We start from the raw sequence: 25,840 nt of genomic DNA, 5'->3' as shown, positions 1-25,840 counted from the left end.
CTACCACCCTCTGTCACCATCGGCGCCCGACCCGTGCGGCTCAGCCGTCGAGCAGCGCGAGCGCCGGGCCGCCGGCCAGGCCGAGGGCGAGCGAGCCGAGCGCCGCCGCGTACGCGGTCAGCGCCGCCGGCCGGCCGGGATCCGGGCCGGCGCCCGGCCGTGCCGGGCCGAGGAGGGCCGGGGCCAGCCAGCGCAGGTAGTAGAAGAGCGAGGCGACCGTGTTGGCCACGGCCAATGCGGCCAGCCAGGCGTGGCCGCCGTCGACGGCCGCGCCGAACGCCTCCAGCTTGCCGAGGAACACCGCTGTCGGCGGGGTGCCCACGAGGCCGAGCAGGCAGACGAGGAGCGCGCCCACCAGCGCCGGCCGGCGCCTGGCCAGGCCGCGGTAGTCGCCGAGCCGCCGGGCGCCCGGCAGGGCGCAGACCACGGCGAACGCGCCCAGGTTGGTGATCGCGTAGCCGGCCAGGTAGAAGAGCAGCGCCCGCTGGGACAGCTCGGAGCGGCCCGCCATGGCGACCGGGATCAGCAGATAGCCCGCCTGGCTGATCGTCGAGTAGGCGAGCAGCCGGCGGACGTCGTCCTGGAAGAACGCCGCCAGGTTGCCCAGCGTCATGGTGGCGGCGGACAGCACCGCGAGCAGCCCGGGCCAGGGCACCGAGTCGGTCGGCAGGCCGGCGAACGGCCCGGACACCAGCCGGAACAGCGCCGCGAACGCGCCCACCTTGGGCAGCGTGGTGAGCAGCGCCGCCACCGGCGGCGCGGCGCCCTGCACGGCGTCCGGCACCCAGAAGTGCCCGGGCACCGCGCCCGACTTGAACAGCGGGCCGGCCAGCAGCGCGACAAGCCCCACCGTCACCAGCGCGCCCGGCGCCTCCGGGAGCGCCGCGCGCAGCGCCGGGTAGCCGGTGGCCCGCCCGGCCGCCAGCAGCAGCGTGACGCCGGTGAACAGCACGACGCCGAGCAGCGCGCCGACCACGAAGTACTTGAGCGCGGCCTCGGTGCCCCTGGCGTCCCGCGCGAAGCCGGCCAGGGCGTAGCCGGGGACGCCGGCCAGCAGGTAGGCGGCGGCCAGCGTCAGCAGGTCGGCGGCGCCGGCGAGCATCAGCGCGCCGAGGGCCGCGAGTTGGAGCAGCACGTAGTACTCCGTCTCCCGCCGGTGGCCCCGGCTCGCCCCGGCGACCAGTACCAGCAGGGGCACGGCGGCGCCGAGGACCACGATCCTTGCGGTGGTGGTCACCGCGTCGACCGCGAACGCGCCGCCGAAGGCGGTCGTCGGCGCGGCGAGCCCGGCCTGGACGGCCGCGGCGACGACCCCGGCCAGGCAGGCGCCGGTGGCCAGCAGGCCGACCAGCCACTGCCGCGCGCGCGGCAGCCAGGCGCCGAGCAGCAGCCCCAGGACCGCGGAGCCGGCGAGCAGCAGCTCGGGCAGCAGCGCCAGCGGGTTCTCGTCGACCCTCGTCATCCGGCCACCAGGCCGACGAGCTCGCGCGCCGCCGGCTCCACCACGTCGAGGAGGAACCGGGGCGCCACCCCGATCAGCGTCGCGAGCGCCAGCAGCGGCACGATCGCCGCCGCCTCGTGGGCGCGCAGGTCGGCGAAGGCGCCCACCCCGGGCGGCAGCCGCGGCGGGCCGAGCAGGATCCGGTGCAGGGCGCGCAGGAAGAGGCCGGCGGTGAGCAGCACCCCGAGCAGCGCGAGACCGGTGGCGACCGGGCGCGCCGGCAGGCTGCCGGCGAAGATCTGGAACTCGGCGATGAAGCCGGAGAACCCGGGCAGGCCGAGCGAGGCGAACGCGGCGATCCCGGTCAGCGCCGCGAAGACCGGCGCTGGACCGGCGAGCCCGCCCCAGTCGGCCATCGCGTGGGTGCGCCCCCGGTCGTACAGCACGCCGGCGAGGAGGAACAGCGCGCCGGTGATCAGCGCGTGGCTCACCATCTGGGTGACCGCGCCGTCCACCGCGAGCCGCCCGGCCCGCTCGCCCGCGGTGGCCGCGGCGCCGGCCGCCAGCAGGACGTAGCCCATGTGGTTGACCGAGGTGTAGGCGATCATCCGCTTGACGTCGCGCTGGGCGAGCGCCACCAGCGCGCCGTGGAGCACCGAGACCACCCCGAGGACCACGAACACCAGCGCGAATCGGCGCCATGCCTCGGGCAGCATCGGCATGGCGATCCGCAGCAGGCCGTAGGTGCCCATCTTCAGCAGGATTCCGGCCAGGATCGCCGAGCCGGCGGCCGGCGCCTCCGTGTGGGCCGGCGGCAGCCAGGTGTGGAACGGCACGGTCGGTGTCTTGATCGCGAGCCCGAGACCGATCGCCAGCAACACCAGCGCCGCGGGCGCGGCCCGCCCCTGGAGGGGCGGCCGGTCGGTCAGCTCGGTCATGTCGAAGGTGTGCGGCTCCGCGGCCAGGTAGAGGCCGATGAAGCCGAGCAGCAGCGCCAGCGAGCCCAGGAAGGTGTAGAGGAAGAACGTCAACGCGGCGCGCGCCGCCGCCGGCCGGCGCCCCCAGCCGGCGACCACCACGTACATGCCGACGATCGACAGGTCGAAGAAGACGAAGAACAGGATCAGGTCGAGCGCCGCGAACACGCCCAGGCAGGTGGTCTGGAGGAACAGGAACAGCGCCGCGAACTCCCTGGCCCGCCGGGTCTCGCGCCGCGAGTAGCCGGCGCAGGCCAGGAAGAGCACGCAGCTGACGGCGAGCAGCGGCAGCGAGAGCCCGTCGACGCCGACGTGGTAGCCGACCCCGGCGCTCGGGATCCACCGGGCCCGCGCCTCGTACTGGACACCGCCGCCCGGCTCGTACCCCGCCCACACCACGACCACCAGCACCGTCTCCGCCGTGGCCGTCGCCGTCCACGCCCACCAGGCGGCCCGGCGCGCGACGGCGGCCGGCAGCGCGAGCAGCGCGACCGCCACCGCCAGCGGCAGGAAGAGCAGCACGGTGAGCAGCACGGGTCACCTCACCAGCAGCAGCACGACCGCGGCGGCGGCCAGGACCGCGACCGCCTGCGCGAGGTAGTGGTGCAGCAGCCCGGTCTGCGGGCGCCTGGCCAGCCGGCCGAGCCCGGCGCAGCCGGCGGCCACCCCCGCCACCGCCGCGCCGAACAGCCGCCGCTCCCCGACCCGTTCGGTGGCCAGGGCCAGCCGCCCGGTGGCCCGCGCCGCGCCGGTCACCGCCCGGTGCAGCACCAGGTCGTCGAAGCGGGCCAGCGCGTCGGCGAGCCGCGACACCGGCGCCACCAGCACGGCGCGCGCCGCCCGTTCGAGCCCCAGCCAGTCGAGCAGCCGACGCCGCGCCCCGGCGGGCACCGGCGGCGCCCGGTCCCCCCACGCCCAGGCGGCGGACGCGCCCGCCACCGCCACCGCCCCGGACACCACCCACTCCCAGACGCGCACGGCGCCGGTCTCCGCGCCGCCGAGCACCGCCTCGACCCCGCCGGCCAGCGGCGGCAGCGCGGCGAAGGTCAGGCCGAAACAGGCCAGCGCGAGCAGCGCCAGGGTGGCTCCGGCGGGCCGCGAGAGGCGCCCGACGGTGGCGTCGCCCGCGTCCCGCCACACGAACCACAGCGCCCGCGCGCCGTACCCCGCCGCCAGCGCCGTCGCGACCAGACCCACCGCGTACAGCCACGGCGAGTCGGCGAGCGCCGCCGCGAGCAGCACGTCCTTGGCCGCCCACAGCGCCAGCGGCGGCAGCCCGGCCAGCGCGGCGAGCGCCACGGTGAAGGCCACCCCGGTGCCCGGCGGCCCGCGGCGGGCCGCGCCGCGCAGTCCGGACAGCGCCTGGCCGCCGAGCGCGGCCAGCCACGCCCCCGCGACCAGGAACGCCAGGGACTTGGCCGCGGCGTGGGCCATCAGCTGCAGGACGCCGCCGGCCCGGGAGCCGACGCCCGCGGCCAGCACCAGCAGCCCCAGCTGGGCGCAGGACGAGGCGGCGAGCAGCTGCTTCAGATCGGTCTGCGCCAGCGCGACCAGGCCGAGCGCGACGGCGGTGACCGCGCCCGTCCAGGCCACCAGCGGCCCGCCCCAGCCCGAGGCGTCGAGCAGCGGCCCGGCGCGCAGCAGCAGATAGCCGCCGGCCGCCACCATGGTCGCCGAGTGCAGCAACGCGGAGACCGGCGCCGGGCCGCGCATGGCGTGCGACAGCCAGAAGCTGAACGGCAGTTGGGCCGACTTGCCGAGCGCGGCCAGCACCACCCCGGCCGTCGCGAGCGACCGCCAGGGCTCGGCGGCGGCCGGCAGGTCGGCCAGCGCGAGCGAGGCGGTCGGGGCGCCGGCGAACGCCGCGCCGGCCGCCAGATAGAGCCCGAGATCCGCGGCCCTGGTGGTGAGGAACGCGGTGCCGGCGGCCCGCACCCGGTCGGCGTCGTGCCACCAGTAGCCGATCAGGGCCCAGGACGCGGCGCCCATCACCTCCCAGGCCATCAGCAGCACCGGCAGCGAGCCGGCCGTGACCGTCGTCATCATCGCCCCGGAGAACAGCAGCATCAGCCCGAAGAACCGGGCGCGCGCCGCCCCCCGCGCGAACTCCCCGGCGCAGAACCCCAGGATCAGCCAGGTCACCGCCGCCACCGTGACCACCAGGAACGCCGAGAGCCCGTCGACCGCGAGCCGCACCGGCAGCCCGGCGAGCAGCGGCGCCTCGACCCGCGGCCGGCCCACCGCGGCCAGCGCCGCCAGCCCGGTCACGAGCCCGGCGGTCCCGACCGCGAGCGGGGCCGCGACCCGGTCGGCCGCCCGCCCGGCCAGGGCGAGCAGCGCGCCACCCGCGAGGGGCAGCCCGACCAGCGCCCACAGCACCCAGCCGGCCGCCCCGCTCATTCCCGCAGCTCCGCCGCCTCGTCGACGGTGTCGACCTCCCGGGCCCGGAACAGGGCGGTGACCACCGCGAAGCCCACGGCCATCTCCACCGCCATGGCCGTCACCAGCAGCACCACGAGCACCTGGCCCTCGTCCGCCGCCGGCGCCACGAAGTGCCGGACGGCGGCCGCCGCCAGCACCACGCCGCCCAGCATCAGTTCCAGACCCATCATCAGCATCACGACGGACTGCTGGCCGAGCACCCCGAACAGGCCCACGGCGAACAGTGCCGCCGCCACCAGCAGGACCGCCTCCAGACTCATCCGGCCTCCCCGCCCCGGTCGTAGCGGCCGCGCCGGGTGGCGAGCACCACCACCGCCACGATGGTGGCGAACAGCACCATGCCGAGGACCGCCATGGTGAGCATCTGCGGACCCATCAGGGCCAGGCCGAGCGCCCTGGTCGGATCGGCCGGCGCCCGACCCGCGCGGCCCGGCCACGGCGCGAGCAGCACGCCGGCGGCCAGCAGCAGGAAGACGCCACCGCTCACCAGCGCCGCGCTGCGCGTGCCGTGCGTCATCGACATCGGCGTCAACCCGCCCGGCGACATCATGAACATGATCATGAAGACGGCCATCAGGGCCATCTCCAGGGTCATCATCAGCAGGATGACCACGCCCAGGTAGTCGAGGCCGAGCAGCACCACCTCGCCCCCGACCGCCAGCAGCGCGGCCAACAGCGCGTAGGTCGCCCTGGCCATCGAGTCGCACCGGAAGACCAGCGCGCCCCCGCCGACCGCCACGCCGGCCAGCGCCCAGAACAGCAGATCCCCCGCCATCTCAGCGCCCCAGCACGACGAAGGACACCCACAGCGCCTGCACCACCGCCAGCGGCGTCACCACCGTCCAGGCCACGGTGGTGAAGCGGTCCATCCGCACCGCCGGCAGCAGGCGGCGCAGCCACAGCAGCGCGCCCAGCACCGCCGCCGTCTTGCCCAGCGTCCAGCACCAGGCGGGCAGCCACGGGCCGTGCCCGCCGCCCAGGAACAGCGGGACCGCCATCCCGGCCGCCACCACGAGCAGCAGCCACCGGCCGCCGAGGAACAACAACCGGTCCACGCCCCCCCACTCGCCCGCCGCGCCGCCCGCCACGTCCCGCCCCACCGGCTGGTCGAAGGGCCCCTGGAACGCCATCGCCACCGCGCTCAGCAGGAAGACGGCGAACGCCACCGGCATCCACACCACGAACCACAGCCCGCGCTGCGCCTCCACCACCGCGCCCACCCGCAACGACCCGGCGCCGAGCGCGGCCGTGGTCAGGGCCAGCATGTGCGGCACCTCGTAGGCCAGCCCCTGCGCCAGGAACCGGTAGCCACCGATCAGCGACAGCGCCGAGTTCGCCCCCCAGCCGGCCAGCCAGACCGCCGCCCAGGCCAGCGCCCCCATGGCGTTGAACCACACCACGCCCACCGCGAGGTCGCTCACGGACCGGAAGCCGAACGGCAGCACCACGGCCGCCGCCACGGCGGCCACCGGCAACAGCACCGCGCCCAGCGTCCGCAGCCCCGTGTCGGCGGCCACCGGGTGCCGCCGCCGACGCGCCAACTCCCGCAGCGGCGCGGGACGACGCCCCGCCCCCGCCCCGGCCAGCGCCGCCGTGACCCCGGCCGCCAACGCCAGCGCCGGCGGCAGCGCGACCGCCCACCACAGCGGGGCCGGCTCAGCCATGCCCCGACCCGACCGCCGTCCGGGACAGCTCGTCGAGGTCGGGATCGAGGCCGGCCACGACGAGCCTGGCCGCCGCGAACTCGGCCCCGACGAGCAGCCCGGGCAGCACGTCGAGCAGCGCCGCGGACGGCGGTCGCGGACCGTCCACCCGGCCGCGCGGCCCGACCGCGTCACCCGGCGACAGCACGCCGGGCGCGTCGAGCAGCCCCGCCGTCCGCTCGATCTCCGCCAGCCGACGGCGGAACCGGTCGTAGGCGTCGCCACCCGGCGCCACCACCGGGCACGTGACGCCGACCCCGGCGGCCTCGGCGGCCGACAACGGGCCGAGGCCCCGCAGCATCGAACGCGCCGTCAGGGACCGCTCGCCACGCCGCAGCAGCGTCCGCAGCCCATGCCGGACGGCGGCGGGGTCGGCCCCCGCGAGCAGCGCGTCCCGCGACCGGCGCGCCAGATGGGCGAGCTGCGGCCACCCGGCGACCCCGAGCAGCCGCGCCACGCTGTCCAGGTGCGCCGCGCATGACCGGCGCGCGGCCGCCGCGCGGTCGACCGTCCCCGCCCGCAGCCAGGGCTCGTTCCAGAACGGCAGCGGGCCGGCGCCCGCCGGGGGAGGAGCCACGGCGGCCGAGACCACCACGTCCCCCTGGAGCGCGAGACGCAGCACCAGACCGGCCGGCCAGTCCGGCAGCGCGGGTCCGAGCGACAGCCGCAGCACGTCGAGCCGCAGCCCGTCCCGGTCGTCGCCGCGCTCGGCCAACGACAGCCCGGCCACCGGCCCGCCGTGGCTCGCCCGATCCCCGCCGGCCCGCAGCAACGCGCGCCCGGCGCGCAGCTCCCGGGCCGCCCGCTCGGGCGTGGCCACGGTGACCCGGGCACGCGGCCCGGGCAGCAGCGCGTAGAGCTCGTCGAGCCACTCGGTCGACCCCGCCACCGGTCGCCCGGCCACCACCAGCAGATCCGCCGCCGCGGGCCCTTCGGCCAGCGGCCACCCGGCGGCCCGCAGCTCCCGCTCCACCGCGAGCCTGCTGGGCGTGCCCCCGGGCAGCGGGACGAGCAGCACCGCGGGACGGGCCGCCGCCCACCGCCGGACGGTGGCCGTCACGCCCACCGGAAGGTCCCCTCACGCCAGGCGTAGGCCACCCCGGCGAGCAGGATCCCCAGGAACACGAACATCTCGACGACCGCCGCCGCGCCGACCTCGGCCACCACGACGGCCCACGGGTACATGAAGAGCATCTCCATGTCGAAGGCGAGGAAGACCATCGCCACCGCGTACCACCGCACATGGAAGCGGGACACGGCGTGCTCCCGCGGGGCGAGCCCGCCCGCGAAGGCGCCCACCGGCACCGGCGGTGCGGGGCCGGCCAGCCAGCGGCCGACCCCGTACAGCGCCGCCACCCCGGCGAGCGCCACGCCGAGCACCACGAACACCGGCAGCCATTCGCTCATGCCACCGATACTCGGGCGGCGCGCGCCCGGCCGCATCTCGGCGCGGGGCGTCAGTGGTCGCCGTGGTCCCCCCGGTGGTGGTCGAAGACCATCACCTCGGGCGGCACCACCGTGAAGGCCCGCATCATCCCCATGTCCTCGTGCTCCAGCAGGTGGCAGTGGTACATGAACCGGCCCTGCGCCCCCTCGTAGGGGCCGAGCACCCGCACCAGCTGGCCGGCCGGCACGGTGACCACGTCCTTCCACCCCCGCTCCCCGGGGGCCAGCGGGATCGCCGCGCCCGGGTCGGTGTCGAAGGCCACCGGCGCCCGCGTGCCGCCCAGGGCACGGTCGAAGCCCGTGGTGACGTACGGGTCACGCCCCATCAGCTGGAACGCCGTCAGGTGGATGTGCATCGGATGCGTGGGCCCGCCCAGGTTGAGGAAGGACCACTGCTCGTAGTCGCCGTGCTCGACCTTGAAGTTGAGGGTGTCGTCGTAGCGCCGGGCCACCCGCCGGTAGGTCGTGGTCTCGCCCTCGGCGTCGGTGAGCTGGATGACGCCGTCCGAGGGGATCTCGACCGACGCCGGGTCGACCTCCACCATCTCCCAGATCTCCGGGTGCCCCCCGCCGCCGACGGTGCCGGGCGGGGTCAGCACGACCAGGCGGTGCCCGTGCGGGGTGTCGTGGGACAGCTCGCGGAAGGACGCCGAGATCACCTTCGGCAGGGTGAACCGGTCACGCACCGGGCGGCCGTCCACCCGGAACTCCATCACCTGTGGGAACGGCACGTTCCCCGCCGGGTCGGCCGCACCCGGCGCCTTGCCACCCACGTTGACCAGCCGCACCCGGCGGCCGCGCAGCGCGGCGAAGTCGATCAGCAGGTCCATCCGCTCGGCCGGGGCGATGGCCAGCCGCGGCTGCGCCTCGTCGAAGTCCACCGGCACCGGCCGGGGCAGCAGCCCGGCGTCCGTGCCGATCTGCTGGATCGCGCCACGCACCGGCTGCCCCGACTCGTCGACGAGCGCGAGCTGGAAGATCCGGGCGTTGGCCGCGTTCAGCAGGCGGAACCGGTACCAGCGCGGCTCCACCGCGAGGTGCGGCCACACCACCCCGTTGACCAGCGTGTAGGGCCCGGTGAACGGGATGGTGACCTGCTGGCCCGTCTCCGGGTCCGGATTGGGCAGCCGCCCCACCTTGTGCAGCGGTTCGCCGGTGGGCCGGCCGTCCGCGTCGAGCGCGAAGTTCCGGTCGCTGAGCACCAGCGGGATCTCGTAGCGGCCGGCGGGCAGCCGCAGCGCCGCCTCCTCGTCGTCCCGGACCAGGTACATTCCGGCCAGGCCCGCGAAGACGTTCCACCGGGTGATGTGCATCGCGTGGTCGTGGTACCAGAGGGTCGCCGCCCGCTGGTCGTTCGGATACTCGGAGAGCTGCGCGTCGCCGAAGGACACCGCGTTCTCCGTCCAGCCGTCGTTGCCGCCGCCGGTCACCGCGCCGTGCAGGTGGGTGACCGACCAGCCGGGCAGGTCGGCGACCTCCTTGACCTCCTCGAAGCCGTCCCCCGTGCCGGGCACCGCGGTGGACGGCACGGTCACCCCGTCCTGCGACACCGTGAGCGGCGCCGTACCGGCCAGCACCGGGAACTCGCCGGTCAGCCGGTTGGTCCAGGCCACCCGGATCCGCTGGCCGCGCCGCACCTCGAAGGTCGGCCCCGGGTAGTGGCCGTCGTACGCCCAGACCAGGGTCGGCGCCATCTGCGAGTGCAGACGCACCCAGGCCGCCTCGAGCTCCACCGTGACCTCGGCGCCGTGCCCGCCGCGCCCCGGGCGCAGCACCGGTGGCACCCGCAGGGGGTCGAGGAACGGCGTGAGCCCCCCGAAGCGCTCCCCGTCCGTGCCGGATCTGTCGTTGGTCGTGTTGTCGTCTTTCACGTGCAGCCCCCCCGGGCTCCCCCATGCCGCCGACCGGACGGGCCGGCGGCGCCAACATACTGAGATCCATCATGCGGGGACCTCCCGGCGATAACGGGCGTTAACCGGCCAACCCGTCCGGGCACGCCACGAACACCCGCAACACCCTCACCTCCGCCCAGACGGGGCGTCCGGGCGCGGAGAGATGGCCGAAAACACCTGGGTGCTTGAAGGATCGCGAGGGGGCGCGTCGCGTCAGCCGCGCGCCGTGGCGCCGCCGAGCCCGGCCGCCCGGCTGTTGATCTCGTCGATCGCCTGCTGCGCCTGCTCCCGCGGCGAACGTCCGGCCAACTGGGAGACCGAGGCCGTCGCCTGGGGCGGGCGCTGTACCTGCGTCTGCGCCTGCGCCGGCGGCTGAGCCGGCGCCTGGCCCTGCGTCGGGTCCGCGGCCGGCCTGGCGTGCGCGGCGGCCCTGGCCCGCAACCGGTGGCTGGCCGCCTCGTCCAGGCTCACCGGCCGCTGCGCCTGGGCGGCGAGCCGACCGGCCTCGGCACCGAGCGCGGCCACGTCCTCCCAGCTCAGCCGCAGCACCAGGCGCAGCTCCGCCTCACCGCTCGGCAGGGCCTGGATGGGAAGGTTGCTGCTGACGGAGTCACTCACGACTGGTCCTCTCGGTCCACGGGCGCGCCGGCCGCTCATCGGGGTCACCGGATGACACGGAGGCCCGCCCGGTTCCGTTCAATCCGCGCCCGGCCGCCGCCCGCGCTTTGGCGGAAAGAGCACCCCGGACAGGCCCTAGGTCGAAGGTCCGACCGACCGGCCGAGGCCGGGCGGCGGGTGGTGCGAGTGAGATGGTCGGATGAACGAGCTACCGCCGCCGCCCGCCTCAGCCGTCCTGGACCGCCTGGCGCGGGATCGGAACGTCTGGCTGTGCACGCTGCGCCCCGACGGATCGCCGCACATGACGCCCGTGTGGTTCGTGTTCCTGCGCGACAGGTGGTGGATCGGGACCGACGACGGGGCCGTGAAGGTCCGCAACGTCCGCCGTGACCCGCGGGTGTCGCTCGCGCTGGAGGACGGCTGGGCGCCGGTCGTGGCCGAGGGTGAGGCGCGGGTCCACGAGGGCCGGTTCCCCGCCGACGTCGTCGCCGCGTTCGCCGCCAAGTACGACGGCTGGGACGTCACCGCCCCCTACCGCGCGGGTGCCGGCCGGGCGCTGCTGGAAGTGCCGGTCCGTCGCTGGCTGTTGGCCGGCACGGCCCAGTGACCGCCGCGGACGCGGTCTATTGACATGCCCCTGGCCCGACCCTATCTTCTGTTCGATTTACGGGTCGACGTTCGGCATGTCGAACGCCGCCGGATCGGTTCGGCACGGCACTTTCCTCCGCCACGGAAGGGTGCGAGATGTCCTCATCAGTCAGTCGGCGCCGGTTACTCAAGGCCGCCGGTGCCGCGGCCGTCACCTCCGCCGCCGGGACCGCCGTCGGCGCCCCGCCAGCCCGGGCGGCGACCACCCAGGCCCGCGCCGAGATCGGGGTGTCCGCCCACCCCTTCGAACTCGGCCGGGTCCGCCTGACCGCCAGCCGATGGCTGGACAACGAGAACCGCACCCGGGCCTACCTGCGGTTCGTCGACGTCGACCGGCTGCTGTACAACTTCCGGGCCAACCACCGCCTGTCCACCAACGGCGCCGCACCCGGCGGCGGCTGGGACGCGCCGACGTTCCCCTTCCGCACCCACGTGCAGGGCCACTTCCTCACCGCATGGGCACAGGCCTACGCCGTGACCGGCGACACCACCTGCCGCGACAAGGCCGAGCGCATGGTCGCGGAGCTGGCCAGGTGCCAGGCGAACAACGGGACCGCCGGCTTCAACAGCGGCTACCTCTCGGGCTTCCCCGAGTCCGAGTTCACCGCCCTGGAGAACCGCACGCTCACCAACGGCAACGTGCCGTACTACGCGATCCACAAGACCCTGGCCGGCCTCCTCGACGTCTGGCGCCACCTGGGCAGCACCCAGGCGCGCGACGTGCTCCTGGCCCTCGCGGGCTGGGTCGACTGGCGCACCGGCCGGCTGACCACCCAGCAGATGCAGACCATGCTCGGCACCGAGTTCGGCGGCATGACCGCCGTCCTGACCGACATCCACCTGGCGACCGGCGACGCGCGCTGGCTCACCGCCGCCAGGCGGTTCGACCACGCCGCCGTCCTCGACCCGCTGGCCGCCGGCCAGGACCGGCTGAACGGGCTGCACGCCAACACCCAGGTGCCCAAGTGGATCGGCGCCGTCCGCGAGTACAAGGCCACCGGCACCACCCGCTACCGGGACATCGCCACCAACGCCTGGAACATCTGCGTCGACGCGCACACCTACGTCATCGGCGGCAACAGCCAGGCCGAGCACTTCCGCCCGCCCCACGCCATCGCCGGCTACCTCGCCCAGGACACCTGCGAGAGCTGCAACACCTTCAACATGCTCGCCCTCACCCGCGAGCTGTACACCCTGGATCCGAGCCGCGCCGCGCTGTTCGACTACTACGAGCGGGCCTGGCTGAACCAGATGATCGGCCAGCAGAACCCGGCCGACCCCCACGGCCACGTCACCTACTTCACCCCCCTCAACCCCGGCGGCCGCCGGGGCGTGGGGCCGGCCTGGGGCGGCGGCACCTGGAGCACCGACTACGACAGCTTCTGGTGCTGCCAGGGCACGGGTCTTGAGATGCACACCAGGCTGATGGACTCGATCTACTTCCACGGCTTCGGCGGCGACACCACCACGCTGACCGTCAACCTGTTCGTCCCCTCGGTGCTCGACTGGTCGCAGCGCGGCATCACGGTCACCCAGACCACCACCTACCCGGTCGGCGACACCACGAGCCTGCGGGTCACCGGCGACGTCGGCGGCACCTGGACCATGCGCGTCCGCATCCCCGGCTGGACCACCGGCGCCACCCTCAGCGTCAACGGCACGCCGCAGAACATCGCCACCCCACCCGGCGGCTACGCCACCCTGACCCGCGCCTGGACCTCCGGCGACACCGTCACCGTCCGCCTGCCCATGCGGGTCGTCCTGCGCGCCGCCAACGACAACCCGAACGTCGCCGCGATCACCTACGGCCCGGTGGTGCTCTCCGGCAACTACGGCAACACCACCCTCGCGGCTCTCCCCACCCTGAACACCTCCTCGATCACCAGGACCGGCACCAGCTCGCTCGCCTTCACCGCCACCGCCAACGGCTCGACCGTCAACCTGGGCCCGTTCCACGACGCGCACGGCCACAACTACACCGTCTACTGGAACACCGGCGGCCAGGGCGGCGGCACCGTCCGCCTCGTCAACGTGGCCAGCGGCCTGGTGCTCGGCATCCAGGACATGTCCACGGCCGACGGCGGCCGCGCCCTCCAGTGGCACGACTCGGGCACCGCCGACCACGACTGGGAGCTGGTCCCGGACGGCGCCGCCGTCCGGATCCGCAACGCCCACAGCGGCAAGGTGCTGGGCGTCCAGGACATGTCGACGGCGGACAACGCCACCGTCCTGCAGTGGTCCGACAACGGCACCGCCGACCACCGGTGGACGCTGCTCGACCAGGGAGACGGCACGTACCGGATCCGCAACGAGCACAGCGGCAAGCTGCTCGGCATCCAGAACGACTCCACCGCCGTCGGCGCGTTCGCCGTCCAGGCCCCGGACGACGGCAGCGCCGACAACCGCTGGCGCCTCGCGCGCGACGCCTAACACCTCACCCGCACCCAGGAGGGACCATGGCCATGAACGGCAGCTCCTCCAGCCGGCCTTCCCGCCGGCAGGCTCTGCGCGTCGGCCTCACCGCCGCCGCGCTCGGCGGCGTCACCATCGCGGGCGCGCGGTTCGCCGCGGCGGCCCCGGTGATCGACCCCAACGCGTCCTACGTCCTCGTCAACCGGCACAGCGGCCGGGCGCTCGACGTCTACAACCTCGCGACCGGGGACGGCGCGGAGATCCGACAGTGGACCCGCAACGACGGCGCCTGGCAGCAGTGGCAGTTCCTCGACTCGGGCGGCGGCTGGTACCGGCTGCGGTCCCGGCACAGCGGCAAGGTGCTCGACGTGGCGGACTCCTCCACCGCCGACGGCGCCACCGTCGTGCAGTGGACCGACACCAACCGCGCCAGCCAGCAGTGGCGGCTCGCCGACTCGCCCGACGGCCACGTCCGGCTGATCAACCGCAACAGCGGCAAGGCGCTGGACGTCTACAACTTCGCCCCCGAGCCCGGCGGCCGCGTCGTCCAGTGGCCCGACCTGGGCGGCGCCAACCAGCAGTGGCAACTCGTGCGGCTCGGCTCCGGCACCTTCAGCAACCCCGTCAAGCGCAACGGCCCCGACCCGTGGCTCCAGTACCACAACGGCTACTACTACCTCGCCACCACCACCTGGAACTCCACCATCACCATGCGACGGTCCAGGACCCTCGCGGGACTGGCCTCCGCGACCGACACCACCGTGTTCGACCTCTCCGGCCGGCCGAACGGCTGCTGCAACATGTGGGCCCCGGAGTTCCACCTGCTCGACGGCCCCAACGGCCGCCGGTGGTACCTCTACTACGTGGCCGGGCAGAACGTCCCCGACTACAACCCGACCCAACGGCTGCACGTCCTGGAGAGCGCCGGCACCGACCCCATGGGCCCGTACACCTTCAGGGCGGACCTGGACACCGTCTGGCAACTCGACGCCAGCATCCTGACCGTGGGCGGCCGGCTGTACCTGCTGGGCAGCCACATGGACGGCTACCAGAGCGTGTGCATCACCCCGCTCAGCAACCCCTGGACCCTCTCCGGCTCCCGCCGCACCATCAGCGCCCCCACGCTGGCCTGGGAACAGCAGACCGGCGCGGTGAACGAGGGCGCCGAGCCGCTGTACCGCAACGGCCGGACCATGATCGTGTACTCGGCGAGCGCCTGCTGGGGCCCCGACTACAAGCTCGGCCTGCTCACCCTCACCGGCACCGACCCGCTCAACCGCTCGCACTGGACCAAACACCCGAACCCGGTCTTCCAACGCGACGACGCGGGCAGCGTCTTCGCCCCGGGCCACAACGGCTTCTTCACGTCGCCCGACGGCACCGAGGACTGGATCGTCTACCACGCCAACGACTCCGCCTCCGGCGGCTGCGACATGAACCGCTCGACCCGCGCCCAACGCTTCACCTGGAACGCCGACGGCACCCCCAACTTCGGCATCCCGGTACCCCTGGGAGTCCAACTCACCGCGCCCTCCGGCGAGTGAGACCACCACCACGGAGCGAACGTCCCTTCCCGCCAGGGGGAGCGAACTCCCTGGTCCTCACCCGCCTGCTGCCCGGTCTGCGCACCCTGGTTCCCCGAACCCCGCCTCCTGGACTCCACCGATCGCGCGGGAGGAGCAGGCGCGGTCCGGGTCCGGGCCGGCCAGGGCCGAGCCGTGGCACGTGGATGCGGGCCATGCCGGTTTCGATGCGTGTGATGCCGGCCGGCGACCGGAGTCTCCGCACACCGCTGACCCGCTACTACGCCGAGGCGGGCGCGCCACCAGGGTTCTGGATCGGCTCGGGCCCGGGTCGTTTGGGTCATGGCGAGCTGGTCGAAGGTGCCCAGGAGGCGGAGGCCCAGCCACAGCTTTTGATCGGAATGGGCCACGACCCGATCACCGAACGGGTCAAGCAGCGCGTCGACGGGCTCGATCCCGAACTTGGGCCGGCGGCCCGTTGGAATTCCCCAGCGGCGGCCACTTGGTGGGGAGCTGTCTGGCCGCCGGTGGTCACTCCGCGTTCCGGACGTCTCGTCGTTCTCGATCGGTTCCGTCGGCCGCCAGGGCCTGGCTCCGGTGACACCTAGACGGTGTTGTTGCACCTGCCGTAGCGGCATGTGGTGTGGTCGAGGCACCACAGCACGAAAGGCTCTGTCTGCGATGCACCCCTCCGTCATGCCTCCCCGCCAGGTCAAGATCGGTGATGCTGCCGCCTTCGCCGGGACCACGCCTCGCGCCATCCGCCACTACCACGAGATCGGTCTGCTGCCGGAGCCCGAGCGCGGCGGGGACGGCCGCCGCCGCTACGGCTACGACGACATGATCCGCCTGCTGTGGATCCGCAAGATGGCAGCGGCCGGCATCGGCCTGGACGACATGCGGGCCGCCTTCGACGAGGCCCGGGACATCGAGGAGATCCTGAGCAGGCTGGAGGAAGCCTTGGCGGCGCAGGAGGCCGCCATCAAGCGTCGGCGCGCGGCTGTCCAGCGCCTGCAGGCGGTGGGTAGTCCGCTGGGGCTGCTCTCCGAACTGGTCACGGACCGGCTCAGCCACCTGCCCCCGGGCGCACTGCGACCGTCGGACGTGGAAGCGCTGCTGGTCACGGAACGGATCTTCGGGCCGCTGGGCGCCGCCATCCAGGCCAGCGTGTTCATCGTGCTGGCCACCCACCCAGACCTGCGGGCCGAACAGGACCGTCTCGACGCCGCCGAGGCCGCCCTCGACGACGGCGTCGAACCCGACGACCCGCGCGTCGAAGAGCTCGCCGTACAGCGATGCGCCCAACAAATGGCCCTGGAACAGGCCATCGAGGCAGCTGGTCTCGACACGGCTGAGGAGAAGCTCTTCGAGATCTACGACGCTGACCTGCGAGGGGAGGAAGACACGCAGATGAGCGCCTCCGCAGCGACCACCAAGATGCCCTACGACTTCTCTCCCGCCCGGATGCGCTGCATGGAACTCACGGCACGACTTCTCGTCGACGCCCACTCCGCAGACAGCTGATCGCCCGTGCCTGGCACCGACATGGCCCGGCCGCCGGTCGCGTCATCCACAGAGGACCGGTCGTCTTCCCGGGCTGGCCCGCGCTGTTCCGGCTCATGCTCGTCGTCGCGTTGGCACTGCTTCCCGCGGCGTGGCGCGTGCTGCCGGACGAGCCTCCGGCGGGCGCGGGACGCTTCGACCTCCCCGGCGGTGTCCTGCTGGGCCCGGGTTCCGGGCTGGTGTTGTTCGGCGTCACCCAGGCCCAGGTGGCCGGCTTCGCCGCGCTCTCGGCCTGGGGCAACCTGGCGGTGGCGGTCGTGGCGATCGCGCTCTTCCTGCGGCGCACGGTCCGTGTCGCGCACCCGTTCGTCCCGCCTGCCCTGTTCACCAACCGGGTCTACCGGGTCGCGGTCGTCGGCGCGTTCCTGGCCATGGCCGTCAACCTCGGCGGGCTGGTGTTCGTGCCGCTGCTGGTGGTCGACGTCAACGGCCTCAGCCCGGGGGCGGGTGCCCTGGTCATGATCCCGGCGGGGTCGCCGTCGCGCTCCTCTCGCCGCTGATCGGTCGCCTCGCCGACCGTGTCGGCACCCGGCCGCTGGTGCTGGCCGGCCTCACGACCATGGGGCTGTTCGCCCTGTTCCTGTCGACTGTCACCTCCGTGTTCCTCGCCATGGCCGTCATCGTCGCCGCGACGCTGGTCGTCGCGTTCCGAATGCGTCCCGCGCCGGCCGCGCGCCCCGGCGCTTGATCTCCGGCGGGTACTGGCAGCCCACCGACGTGATCGCCGTATGGGGATGATTGACTTTCCCACCATGCTGATCGGTGCACGTGACGTCGAGGTGTTCGAGGGGGCCAGGGCACGGTTGGAGGCGATCGCCTACCGGCTGTTGGGGTCCGCGAACGATGCCGAGGACGTCGTGCAGGACACGTTCCTGCGTTGGCAGGCCGCTGACCGGGAGCTGATCGAGACGCCTGAGGCGTGGTTGACGAAGGCGCTTACCAACATCTGCCTCAACCGGCTCACCTCGGCGCGGGCCAGGCGGGAGACCTATGTTGGCCAGTGGCTGCCCGAGCCGGTGTTCGCCGGGGACCGGATGCTTGGCCCGTCCGACACGGTCGAGCAGCGTGAGTCGGTCTCGATCGCGATGCTCACGTTGATGGAGCGGCTCTCGGCCAAGGAACGTGTCGTGTACGTGCTGCGTGAGGCGTTCGGTTACTCGCACGGCGAGATCGCCGAGGTGCTCGACCTCACCGAGTCGAACTGCCAGCAGATCTACCGGCGGGCCAAGCAGCACCTGGCCGCCGACCGGCGTCGGGTGGAGGTCGACGCGGCCGCGGCACGCAAGATCGTCGAGGAGTTCCTCGCCGCGGCACTCAGCGGCCGGACGGACGCGCTGGTGCGGATGCTGACCGACGACGCGGTCCATATCGGTGACGGTGGCGGCGTGGTCTTCTCGCTGCCGTCGCCGATCGCCGGTGCGCTGCGGGTGGCGAGGTTCCTGCGTGGTCTGGTCGAGCCAAGCGAGGCCAAGTGGGCGATGATCGGCGGCCAGCCGGTCCTGTTCGCCTCGGTCGCCAACGGCATGCCGGCGCTGGTGCTGGTGGTCGGCGACCGGGTCGCCACCGTCGTCTCGCTGGACGTGACCACCGACGGCATCGCGGCCTTCCACACCCAGGCGAACCCCGCCAAGCTCGACCGCGCGACGCGCCAGTGGGCGACGATCGAGCACGGAGAACCGCTCGCCGACAACTGGTGACCTGGATCACAGGTTTCTGCTGTCAGGTTTCGCGCCGCTGTCCGGTTCAGGGAGCAACACCAGCCGGACAGAAGTGAGAGAAACCATGAAGCACCAGATCGTCGTACTCGGGGCCGGATACGCCGGAGCCAACGCCGCCGCACGCCTGGCCAAGCGACTGCACCCCGCCGACACCGAGATCACCCTCGTCAACGCCGACGCCGAGTTCGTCGAGCGGGTCCGCATGCACCAGCTCGCGACCGGCCAGGACCTGAAGCCCCGCGCACTGACCGACGTCTTCGCGGGCACGGGCGTGCGGGTGCGGCAGGCACGGGTCACCGCCGTCGACGCCGAACACAGGACCGTCGCGGTCGTCGACGCCGACGGCCCCGCCCGGATCGCCTACGACACGCTCGTCTACGCCCTCGGCAGCACCGCCGCCGACCACGGCGTCCCTGGTGTGGCCGAGCACGCTCACTTCGTCGCCGGCAAAGAGTCCGCACTGCGGCTGCGCGCACGGCTGGCCGACCTCGCCGCGGGCGCGCCCCTGCTCGTCGTCGGAGGCGGCCTCACCGGCATCGAGGCCAGCACCGAGATCGCCGAAGCCCGGCCGGACCTGCGGGTCTCGCTCGCCACCCACGGCAGCCTCGGCGACTGGCTGAGCGAGAAGGCCAAGGGCCACCTGCGCGCGGCCTTCGACCGGCTCGGCATCACGCTGCACGAGCACACCGACATCGCGAGCGTCGACCCGACCGGCGCGCTCACCACCGACGGCAGCACGATCCCGGCCCAGGTGACCGTCTGGACGGCCGGCTTCGCCGTCCACCCCATCGCCGCGGCCACGACCCTGCGGGTTTCCGCACGGGGACAGATCGTCGTCGACGACACGATGCGGTCGGTCTCGCACCCCGACGTCTACGCCGTCGGTGACGCCGCGCTCGCCCCGGGCGCGAGCGGCTCGCCGCTGCGGATGTCCTGCGCCTCGGGCGTCCCCAGCGCGTATCAGGCGGCCGACGCGATCGCCGCCCGGCTGACCGGGCGCCAGCTCCCCCAGAACAAGATCGGCTACACCGCGCAGTGCATCAGCCTCGGCCGCCGCGACGCCGTCGTGCAGTGGGTGACCCCGGACGACGAGCCCAAACCGTCCGCGGTCACCGGCACGATGGCCGCCCGCATCAAGGAGTTCATCTGCAGGAGCGCGGCCTGGAGCATGTCCCACCCGACCTTGATGCTCCCGACCCGCCGCCGCCACACCGTCCCCGCCGACGAGCCCGTCGCGATCACCGCATGACACTCGCGTGGCCGAACCTGACCCGGGCGTCAGGACGTCCGCGGTCGGTCCCCCTGAGTTGGTGCCGAAGCACCTAACCCGAAGGGCTGAACCGGCCGACTCAGTGGTCCCCGCGCGGGCGGGGGTGTTCCGAGAGAGCGTGTCAGACCCCGGCCGACGCGAGGGTGGTCCCTCGCGTCGGCGTGAGGTGGTCCGAGGCTGGTCTCGCTGATCGACGTGTCGTCGGCGGCATTGTTCCTGTGACGCATCCGGGACGGGCTGGGCTTCGCTCGCCTGGGGAACTGGCGAGTGTTTGCATGCCACTTGGGCGCCGCGAGTACGTAGGTAACACCGTCCTAGCGGTCGCTGACCGGCTTCCCACCAGCAGAGCGCCCCTGTCCGTCGGCGACACACGACGGGAATCCGTGCCCTTACCCTCCCGGCAATCGCGCACCGAGCCTGAGGGGAACCCCGTGACCACCACCGAACCCGCCGACGTCGACTTCGTGCTCACCCCGGCCGACAGCTATGCCCGGGACGACGTGCCTCCGGTGCCCGTCCAACTCCCGGACCGGTCCCTGTATCACGCCTACTGCCCCAAGGACGCCTTCGCCCTCGCGCTCATGGACATCGAGAACCGTGTCCGCGAAGGCGGGGACCTGCAGCAGCTTCGGATCCTCCTGGCGGAGGTGCTGTCAGCACTCTTCGACGTCGACGCCGCCGAGCAGATCACTGCCCGGGCCCTCGATCCCGCGTTTCGGGGGTACGGCCTGAGGTACGTCGTCCACGACCTCCTGCCGGCCATCGTCGACCACTTCGCCCCGCAACTGGAGGAACAGAGCGAGGCGATCGGCCTAGCTCCGGGTGCGAACCGGGAGGAGCGCCGCGCCGCGAAGAAGACCCCGAGGAAGAAGCCGGCAAGAAGCCGGCAAGAAGCCGGCCGCCCGGTGAGGTTCGGCCCCACCAGCCGGGTCCGCCTGGCCATCACCGTCGACGGCGAGCCCTACACGCTGCTCGTTCCGGACGATGGGCGGGTGCTCGCAGGCATCGCGGCCGCGGGCGACTGGCCCCGTCTGGTGCCCGGGTTGCTCGACGCGGGATCCGCCGCGCGTTGGATGCGGCACCCGAGCGACCCGGCCGAGCCCATCGGGTGGCGCGCGACCTGGCGGGTGACTACGGGCCTGGCCGACACCCTGTACCGGATGCCGTGGTGGGCCGCGTGCCGGCTGTGCGCCGTCGCCCACGCCCAGTGGCGGGACTGGGAGGCGTGGACCGTCACCGTGGGGTTCGACCCCGGGCGCCGGCGCACCGCATCTGCGCGGCCGTCCTGGCGTGGCTACGCGCCGGCTGCCGCAAGCCTGAGGACCTGGAGTAGTTGGACCAGCAGGTGTTCACCCCGCCTCCGGTTGCGCTCGCGTCCGGGGCGACGCCTGCCGGGTTCAGCGACGAGGGGATGGAGCGGCACATGGCCGAGTGGCCGCGTAGGGGCGCGACGGGACGACTAGGGCTGTCCCGTAAGCGATCTTGAGTAGCCTTGGGCGTGGTGGACTGCCGTACGGCCTGGTCGCTATCCGGCGAGGGCGAGGTTGTGCATCCGTGCGATCCCGAGCATGGCGTGGTGGACGCCGTCGCCTTTGAGGCGACAGTCGCGAAGGATCTTCCAGGTCTTCATGCGAGCGAAGACGTGCTCGACGCGAGCGCGGACCCGCTTGTGGGAGCGATTGTGATCCTCTTTCCAGGCCGGGAGGGCGGCGACCGGCTCTGCTCTCGTCCATGAATTCGGCCTTGGCGCGGCGGCTGTGTGGGCGATGAGTATGGGCAGCAGATCAGGTCTGCCCTGACATGACTCAGATCGTCGCGGACATCTCTGTCGTCCTCGATGGCTTCGTTCCCCCAGGCCCGGTCTCGGCCCAGGCATCGGCAGCCCTGCTCTACGCTCCGATGCCCTCGACGACCGTTGCGTCCTCCACGAGGCGACCGCACGCTCAGGAGCTCACCTCCTCGGCCGGCGCTTCGACGACGCCAGCGGGCCGAATCGATGGGACGAAAAGGCCGGATACCGCGCCGGAGGTCGGCGAGCATATGTCTCGTGACCCCTACGGCGCGTCACTCGTACAGAGGGCGGGGGCGTCCCCAGGCCCCGGCTGCTGACCACCGCTCAAGCAAAGGGTGACCAGTTGATCACGAACACTCTCACCACGGAGCACTTACCCGAGACCGACCGGTTCGGGTGGTGGCACGACATGACGATGTCAGCGCTGATTCCCACGGCCATGTACACGGATCACCAGGACGACTTCCTCGCCTCGATCACCATCGTGGACGTCGGCCTGGCTCAGATCTCGGCCATGAGCTATCCGTCGATCACCAGCGTCCGGCGGACGCCGAAGATGATTCGCCGCAGCGATCCCGAGTACCTGCAGCTGTCCCTGACCGTGCGGGGGCAGATGCGTCTCGCCCAGTCCCGGAACGAGGTCGCCTTCGGCAACGGCCAACTCGTGCTCTACGACTCGTCCTACCCCTTCGACGGCTTCGCACTCCCCGGCCGCGAGGAGGCCGTGGGGCAGATCGTCGCCCAACTGCCGCGCCGCCTCGTCCCGGTCCAGCCCGACCGACTCACGGCACTGCTGTCCACCGCACTGCCCAGCGACTGGGGGTTCGGCGAGATGCTGAGGCGGTTCCTGGTCCAGGTGACGACGCGGCCGGACGAGTTCGGGCCGGCCGACGGGCCGCGGTTGGCCACCGTGTTCATCGACCTCCTGGCCGCGGCCATCGGGCAGCGGCTCGACGAGGCCACCGAGCCGTCGGCGGACCGGCACCCGCACGCGCTCTACCTCACCGTGCGGGACTTCGTCCGCGCGCACCTTTCGGAGCCGTCGCTCACCCCCGACGCCATCGCCGTGGCGCACCACGTCTCCACCCGCTCGCTGCACCGGCTCTTCCAGCGGCACGGCACCACCGTCGCCGCGTTCGTTCGCCGCGAGCGGCTCGAGCGCGCCCGCCGCGACCTCGCGGACCCGCTCCTGGCCGAGGTCCCGGTCAGCGCCATCGCGCAGCGGCTCGGCTTCGTCCGACCGGCCGACTTCACCCGCTCCTTCAAGGCCGCCTTCGGCGTCCCACCGCGCGCCTACCGCGACACGGCGCTGCGGAACGCGTCGGCGAGGAAGGCGGAGCAGTGATCGAAACCGTCTTCACCGGTGAGGCTTTGACTCCGGCCGAGACCTTCGAGCGGTGGCGGCAGCTGGCGATTGACGCCCACAGCCCCTGCGAGGTGCGCACCGAGCGCGTGAACGACTTCCGGGCCACCCTCCGGCTGCTCGACCTCGGCCTCGTCACGGGCTCGTCGTTCACCTGCCCGCCCGTCACCTCAGCCCGCACACCGAAGCTGATCCGCCACTCGGATCCCGAGGTGCTGTACGTCTCGCTCCCCCGGCGCGGGCGCCTCGACGTCACCCGGCAGGACGGCCAGGAGGCCTCCGCCGCTGGCGACCTGATGATCATGAGCAGTTCGCTCGCCTACCGCGGCGACGTGCGGACCGCGGGGAAGCCGGCGGTCGTGGAGGAGTTCATCGTGCCCCGGGCCCTGCTGCCCGACGCGCTGCGCGCGGCCAGCCACACCCTCACCCTGAGCCTTCCGACCACCGGCGGGCTCGCGGCGCTGCTCGTGCGGTTCCTCACGCACGTCCTCACCGACGCGGAGGAGTACGGCCATTCGGACACCACGCCGCTTGGCACCATCGCCGTCGACCTGATCGCCGCCCTCCTCGCCCACCACGTCGACCGCCCGCTGCCACCCGAGAGCCAACCACGAGTGCTCGCGCTGCGCGTCCGGGAGTTCATCCAACGGAACCTCGGCGACCCCGAACTCACCCCGCCCAAGGTCGCCGCCGCGCACCACATCTCCACCCGGACGCTGCACCGACTGTTCGAGCGGCAGGACACCACCGTGGCCGCCTTCATCAGACGCCAACGCCTGGAACGGGCCCGCCGCGACCTCAAAGACCCCCGCCTCGCACACCTGCCCATCGCCGCCATCGCCCAGCGTGCCGGCTTTCTCCGCCCTGCCGACTTCACCCGCTCCTTCAGAACAGCCTACGGCGCGACACCCCGCGCATACCGGCACGAAATGACCAGGTCGTTCAATCCTTGACCTTCAATCCCCGGGGGATGGCAGTGTCATCCCTCGGAGCAGAGGGCCGTCATGTTGGCGCCCACTGCTAAGCCGATGGCGCTGAGGAGCAATGACGAAGGGGTTGAACCACGAAAGACTTGCCCCGTCATCACTAGGGCACTCGCCCTGCGGTGGGGAAGGGGCGAGTCGACTTCGGGAGAGGTGGATGAGGTTCACAAGGCTGCTGATGGGCGCCTTACTCGCGATGGGGATGGCCGTATCGGTCGTTCCGCTCACGGCCTCACCGGCGCAGGCTGCGTCGCAGCACGTCGGTACCTACGGAAACGAGTCACGCTGCCAGAGCCGAGGCTACCGGGTGTGTTACTACTACAGCACCTGGACCGCGGCGTACTGGGGCGGTAATCAGGACGACGGCGATCTGGGGAACAACTACTTCTTCTCCGGCAGCGGTTCAGGGGCCGGGCAGGTGGTCCGCAACAACGCCCGGAAGATCCAGTGCGACTCCTGGGCCAACCGCTGCTTCAGCTACTACTCACCCGGCTGGCAGGGCAACTACGACTGGCTCTGGGGCGGCGAGTACGGCGAGCTCTACTACACGTGGAACGACAACGCGTCCGTCTACATCGAGTCAAGGTAGTGAAGGCTCGGCGTGGGGGGGGGGCCCCGGGGGCCCCCCCCCCCACGCTTCGCAGGCACCAGAAGGTCGAACGCATTCCGAGGGCTTACATGGCTTCCCGCAACGGGTTACTCGTCGTAGTCATTCTCTTGATCCTCGTGCCCGCATCGGCTTGTTCCACACTTGAGAGCGAGGTGGATGCTGGAGCTTCCGCGCCGCCGGCTGCTGGGGAGGTGGTGCTCCCCATTAACATCTACATACCGACCACAGCTGAAGAAAACGCCATCGCCCAAGCCAGGGCCATCCTCATCGACCGCTGTATGCGGCGATTCGGTTTATCGTTCCCGCGGCCGCCCGCTAATCTGAGCGACGCCAGAGTGTTAGATGTGGGAGTCTACGGCAACAAGCGCCGCTATGGCGTGAGCGACGCGTCTGTCGCGCAACGTTACGGTTACCATCTTCCGTCCATGGTGGCCGGCACCCGTTCAGGCGCGACATCGGGCGCCGAGGAAGACCGGATGCATGAATCGGAGGAATTTCGAACCGTACTCGCCGGCGGGCCGGACGGGGAGAGATTGACAGTGAACGGTGAGGAAGTTCCTCCCGGCGGGTGCGGACAGGAAGCCACTACGGAAGTCGAGGAAATCGGCGGTTTCTCTTACTCCCAGGTGGCCGCCGAGATCAAAGCCGACTCCTACGAGAGATCCAGGACTGACGCCGACGTCATATCGGCATTCGCCGAATGGGCCCAGTGCATGGCAGAGGCGGGTTACGAAGTTTCCGTACCTGTCGGTGAAGACCCCGCGTTCGATCTAAATGATCCCCGCGTTTCCGAAGCGGAGATCGACATGGCAATGGCTGACGTCAACTGTAAGGAGGAGACGGACCTCATCGGTATCTGGTCACGAACAGAGAGCCGCTATCAAACCGATCAGATCGCTGAGCACGAAGGTGAACTTCAGGACGCCCTCACTGAACATCGCCATCGCATGGAAGCCATCAACGACATCGTTGCTGCAGGATGACCTGCATCTCGCGTATCGGCCGAGTACTCAGTAGACGCCATTCCACCACCAAAGCGGAGTAATGTTCCACTTCCTGCCGTCACGATCAGGACAACGACGGGTCAGGCTATGGAGGAGAATGAACTGGAACGCGGACGTGCTGCATTGCGTTCTACGCAGCTCGGGCGAACCAGGCTAAGACCGTGTCCTACATGGTGAGTCGGCGGAGGCGTTTGTAGCAGGTGAGGGCGGCGGCGAGGCCGAGAAAGGCCAGGTAGTTGCGGGAATGGCGTTCGTAGCGGGGTGAGAGGCGGCGGTAGCCGGACAGCCAGGACATCGTGCGTTCAATCACTGAGGTTGAACTCGCGATAGCGGCTGGTCGTGACGGCTCGTGATCCCTGCGGTATGCCGTGTTCATGAGGTATGCGCAGGGAGGCGGGCTGACGCCGAAGGGGCAACAGGCCCGGGAACGGGTGC

Annotated in this window: 23 protein-coding genes and 3 pseudogenes; 14 read left to right on the top strand and 12 right to left on the bottom strand. The window is 72.4% G+C overall.

All coding sequences use genetic code 11. The annotated features are described in order from the left end of the window. Nucleotides 1-40: 40 nt before the first annotated feature. The 10 genes from RNC47_RS10905 to RNC47_RS10860 form a co-directional block, all read right to left on the bottom strand. A complete protein-coding gene (locus tag RNC47_RS10905; protein ID WP_311597776.1) occupies nucleotides 41-1,462 on the bottom strand; it encodes an NADH-quinone oxidoreductase subunit N in 1,422 nt (473 codons plus the stop codon). Further along, complete coding sequence (locus tag RNC47_RS10900) at nucleotides 1,459-2,949, bottom strand: complex I subunit 4 family protein (RefSeq protein ID WP_311597949.1); 1,491 nt, start codon at nucleotides 2,947-2,949, stop codon at nucleotides 1,459-1,461. The genes RNC47_RS10905 and RNC47_RS10900 overlap by 4 nt, the downstream gene beginning before the upstream one ends. Nucleotides 2,950-2,955: 6 nt before the next feature. Further along, complete coding sequence (locus RNC47_RS10895) at nucleotides 2,956-4,818, bottom strand: NADH-quinone oxidoreductase subunit 5 family protein (RefSeq protein WP_311597775.1); 1,863 nt, start codon at nucleotides 4,816-4,818, stop codon at nucleotides 2,956-2,958. Further along, nucleotides 4,815-5,120, bottom strand: a complete 306-nt coding sequence (gene nuoK, locus RNC47_RS10890; protein WP_311597773.1) for an NADH-quinone oxidoreductase subunit NuoK — start codon at nucleotides 5,118-5,120, stop codon at nucleotides 4,815-4,817. Before nuoK ends, RNC47_RS10895 begins: the two co-directional genes overlap by 4 nt. Next, nucleotides 5,117-5,635 carry an NADH-quinone oxidoreductase subunit J gene (locus RNC47_RS10885; RefSeq protein WP_311597772.1) on the bottom strand — a complete coding sequence of 173 codons (519 nt, stop codon included), beginning with the start codon at nucleotides 5,633-5,635 and terminating at the stop codon, nucleotides 5,117-5,119. Before RNC47_RS10885 ends, nuoK begins: the two co-directional genes overlap by 4 nt. A gap of 1 nt (nucleotide 5,636) precedes the next feature. After that, nucleotides 5,637-6,524 carry an NADH-quinone oxidoreductase subunit H gene (locus tag RNC47_RS10880; protein WP_311597770.1) on the bottom strand — a complete coding sequence of 296 codons (888 nt, stop codon included), beginning with the start codon at nucleotides 6,522-6,524 and terminating at the stop codon, nucleotides 5,637-5,639. Then, nucleotides 6,517-7,623: a hypothetical protein gene (locus RNC47_RS10875; protein WP_311597769.1), complete on the bottom strand. Its 1,107-nt coding sequence runs from the start codon at nucleotides 7,621-7,623 to the stop codon at nucleotides 6,517-6,519. Before RNC47_RS10875 ends, RNC47_RS10880 begins: the two co-directional genes overlap by 8 nt. Beyond that, nucleotides 7,620-7,970 (bottom strand): NADH-quinone oxidoreductase subunit A, encoded by a 351-nt coding sequence (locus RNC47_RS10870; protein WP_311597768.1) that lies wholly within the window; start codon nucleotides 7,968-7,970, stop codon nucleotides 7,620-7,622. The genes RNC47_RS10875 and RNC47_RS10870 overlap by 4 nt, the downstream gene beginning before the upstream one ends. Nucleotides 7,971-8,020: 50 nt before the next feature. Then, a complete protein-coding gene (gene phsA, locus RNC47_RS10865) occupies nucleotides 8,021-9,880 on the bottom strand; it encodes an O-aminophenol oxidase PhsA (RefSeq protein ID WP_311597766.1) in 1,860 nt (619 codons plus the stop codon). 234 nt (nucleotides 9,881-10,114) lie between these two features. Further along, nucleotides 10,115-10,519: a hypothetical protein gene (locus RNC47_RS10860; protein WP_311597764.1), complete on the bottom strand. Its 405-nt coding sequence runs from the start codon at nucleotides 10,517-10,519 to the stop codon at nucleotides 10,115-10,117. A 199-nt stretch (nucleotides 10,520-10,718) separates the two neighbouring features. On the opposite strand from RNC47_RS10860, the gene RNC47_RS10855 reads away from it, so the two are divergent. The 9 genes from RNC47_RS10855 (at nucleotide 10,719) to RNC47_RS10815 (ending at nucleotide 21,116) form a co-directional block, all read left to right on the top strand. Continuing rightward, nucleotides 10,719-11,126, top strand: a complete 408-nt coding sequence (locus RNC47_RS10855) for a TIGR03618 family F420-dependent PPOX class oxidoreductase (RefSeq protein WP_311597762.1) — start codon at nucleotides 10,719-10,721, stop codon at nucleotides 11,124-11,126. Nucleotides 11,127-11,263: 137 nt separating this feature from the next. Then, entirely contained in the window at nucleotides 11,264-13,597 is a 2,334-nt protein-coding gene (locus RNC47_RS10850) for a beta-L-arabinofuranosidase domain-containing protein (protein WP_311597760.1), read from the top strand. A gap of 26 nt (nucleotides 13,598-13,623) precedes the next feature. Beyond that, the gene (locus tag RNC47_RS10845; protein ID WP_311597759.1) at nucleotides 13,624-15,123 is read left to right on the top strand and encodes a family 43 glycosylhydrolase; all 1,500 of its coding nucleotides are present in this window, start codon (nucleotides 13,624-13,626) and stop codon (nucleotides 15,121-15,123) included. A gap of 660 nt (nucleotides 15,124-15,783) precedes the next feature. Then, nucleotides 15,784-16,626 (top strand): MerR family transcriptional regulator, encoded by an 843-nt coding sequence (locus RNC47_RS10840; RefSeq protein WP_311597757.1) that lies wholly within the window; start codon nucleotides 15,784-15,786, stop codon nucleotides 16,624-16,626. A gap of 110 nt (nucleotides 16,627-16,736) precedes the next feature. Then, on the top strand, nucleotides 16,737-17,165 hold the full coding sequence (locus RNC47_RS10835) for a hypothetical protein (protein ID WP_311597755.1): 429 nt from the start codon (nucleotides 16,737-16,739) through the stop codon (nucleotides 17,163-17,165). Between the two features lie 38 nt (nucleotides 17,166-17,203). Next, nucleotides 17,204-17,353, top strand: a complete 150-nt coding sequence (locus RNC47_RS10830; RefSeq protein WP_311597753.1) for a hypothetical protein — start codon at nucleotides 17,204-17,206, stop codon at nucleotides 17,351-17,353. Between the two features lie 64 nt (nucleotides 17,354-17,417). Next, the gene (gene sigJ / locus RNC47_RS10825; protein WP_311597751.1) at nucleotides 17,418-18,362 is read left to right on the top strand and encodes an RNA polymerase sigma factor SigJ; all 945 of its coding nucleotides are present in this window, start codon (nucleotides 17,418-17,420) and stop codon (nucleotides 18,360-18,362) included. Nucleotides 18,363-18,447: 85 nt separating this feature from the next. After that, complete coding sequence (locus RNC47_RS10820; RefSeq protein ID WP_311597750.1) at nucleotides 18,448-19,632, top strand: NAD(P)/FAD-dependent oxidoreductase; 1,185 nt, start codon at nucleotides 18,448-18,450, stop codon at nucleotides 19,630-19,632. Between the two features lie 452 nt (nucleotides 19,633-20,084). After that, on the top strand, nucleotides 20,085-21,116 hold the full coding sequence (locus RNC47_RS10815; RefSeq protein WP_311597748.1) for a hypothetical protein: 1,032 nt from the start codon (nucleotides 20,085-20,087) through the stop codon (nucleotides 21,114-21,116). A gap of 62 nt (nucleotides 21,117-21,178) precedes the next feature. Here RNC47_RS10815 and RNC47_RS10810 read toward each other — a convergent pair. Further along, nucleotides 21,179-21,358 (bottom strand): annotated as a pseudogene (locus tag RNC47_RS10810) (transposase); the annotation flags it as partial. 95 nt (nucleotides 21,359-21,453) lie between these two features. On the opposite strand from RNC47_RS10810, the pseudogene RNC47_RS37610 reads away from it, so the two are divergent. From RNC47_RS37610 to RNC47_RS10790, 5 genes and pseudogenes are all read left to right on the top strand, one after another. Next, nucleotides 21,454-21,698 (top strand): annotated as a pseudogene (locus RNC47_RS37610) (dihydrofolate reductase family protein); the annotation flags it as partial. 156 nt (nucleotides 21,699-21,854) lie between these two features. After that, the gene (locus RNC47_RS10805; protein WP_311597746.1) at nucleotides 21,855-22,790 is read left to right on the top strand and encodes a helix-turn-helix domain-containing protein; all 936 of its coding nucleotides are present in this window, start codon (nucleotides 21,855-21,857) and stop codon (nucleotides 22,788-22,790) included. Further along, complete coding sequence (locus tag RNC47_RS10800; RefSeq protein WP_311597745.1) at nucleotides 22,787-23,761, top strand: helix-turn-helix domain-containing protein; 975 nt, start codon at nucleotides 22,787-22,789, stop codon at nucleotides 23,759-23,761. The genes RNC47_RS10805 and RNC47_RS10800 overlap by 4 nt, the downstream gene beginning before the upstream one ends. Nucleotides 23,762-23,948: 187 nt before the next feature. Then, nucleotides 23,949-24,380, top strand: a complete 432-nt coding sequence (locus RNC47_RS10795) for a hypothetical protein (RefSeq protein ID WP_311597743.1) — start codon at nucleotides 23,949-23,951, stop codon at nucleotides 24,378-24,380. Between the two features lie 89 nt (nucleotides 24,381-24,469). Beyond that, entirely contained in the window at nucleotides 24,470-25,384 is a 915-nt protein-coding gene (locus RNC47_RS10790; RefSeq protein WP_311597741.1) for a hypothetical protein, read from the top strand. 187 nt (nucleotides 25,385-25,571) lie between these two features. Here RNC47_RS10790 and RNC47_RS10785 read toward each other — a convergent pair. Then, nucleotides 25,572-25,715, bottom strand: a pseudogene (locus tag RNC47_RS10785) (IS5/IS1182 family transposase); the annotation flags it as partial. Nucleotides 25,716-25,840: the final 125 nt, after the last annotated feature.

This window comes from Streptomyces millisiae, assembly GCF_031845425.1.
GTDB classification, from domain to species: domain Bacteria; phylum Actinomycetota; class Actinomycetes; order Streptomycetales; family Streptomycetaceae; genus Streptomyces; species Streptomyces millisiae.
This window is presented reverse-complemented; position numbering and strand designations above follow the sequence as displayed.

Bases quoted from the DNA above. Each gene is read 5' to 3' on its own strand.
- RNC47_RS10905 (WP_311597776.1), bottom strand. From the start codon at position 1,462: ATGACGAGGGTCGACGAGAACCCGCTGGCGCTGCTGCCCGAGCTGCTG.
- RNC47_RS10895 (WP_311597775.1), bottom strand. From the start codon at position 4,818: ATGAGCGGGGCGGCCGGCTGGGTGCTGTGGGCGCTGGTCGGGCTGCCC.
- nuoK (WP_311597773.1), bottom strand. From the start codon at position 5,120: ATGAGTCTGGAGGCGGTCCTGCTGGTGGCGGCGGCACTGTTCGCCGTG.
- RNC47_RS10885 (WP_311597772.1), bottom strand. From the start codon at position 5,635: ATGGCGGGGGATCTGCTGTTCTGGGCGCTGGCCGGCGTGGCGGTCGGC.
- RNC47_RS10880 (WP_311597770.1), bottom strand. From the start codon at position 6,524: ATGGCTGAGCCGGCCCCGCTGTGGTGGGCGGTCGCGCTGCCGCCGGCG.
- RNC47_RS10870 (WP_311597768.1), bottom strand. From the start codon at position 7,970: ATGAGCGAATGGCTGCCGGTGTTCGTGGTGCTCGGCGTGGCGCTCGCC.
- RNC47_RS10855 (WP_311597762.1), top strand. From the start codon at position 10,719: ATGAACGAGCTACCGCCGCCGCCCGCCTCAGCCGTCCTGGACCGCCTG.
- RNC47_RS10850 (WP_311597760.1), top strand. From the start codon at position 11,264: ATGTCCTCATCAGTCAGTCGGCGCCGGTTACTCAAGGCCGCCGGTGCC.
- RNC47_RS10845 (WP_311597759.1), top strand. From the start codon at position 13,624: ATGGCCATGAACGGCAGCTCCTCCAGCCGGCCTTCCCGCCGGCAGGCT.
- RNC47_RS10840 (WP_311597757.1), top strand. From the start codon at position 15,784: ATGCACCCCTCCGTCATGCCTCCCCGCCAGGTCAAGATCGGTGATGCT.
- sigJ (WP_311597751.1), top strand. From the start codon at position 17,418: ATGCTGATCGGTGCACGTGACGTCGAGGTGTTCGAGGGGGCCAGGGCA.
- RNC47_RS10820 (WP_311597750.1), top strand. From the start codon at position 18,448: ATGAAGCACCAGATCGTCGTACTCGGGGCCGGATACGCCGGAGCCAAC.
- RNC47_RS10805 (WP_311597746.1), top strand. From the start codon at position 21,855: ATGACGATGTCAGCGCTGATTCCCACGGCCATGTACACGGATCACCAG.
- RNC47_RS10795 (WP_311597743.1), top strand. From the start codon at position 23,949: ATGAGGTTCACAAGGCTGCTGATGGGCGCCTTACTCGCGATGGGGATG.
- RNC47_RS10790 (WP_311597741.1), top strand. From the start codon at position 24,470: ATGGCTTCCCGCAACGGGTTACTCGTCGTAGTCATTCTCTTGATCCTC.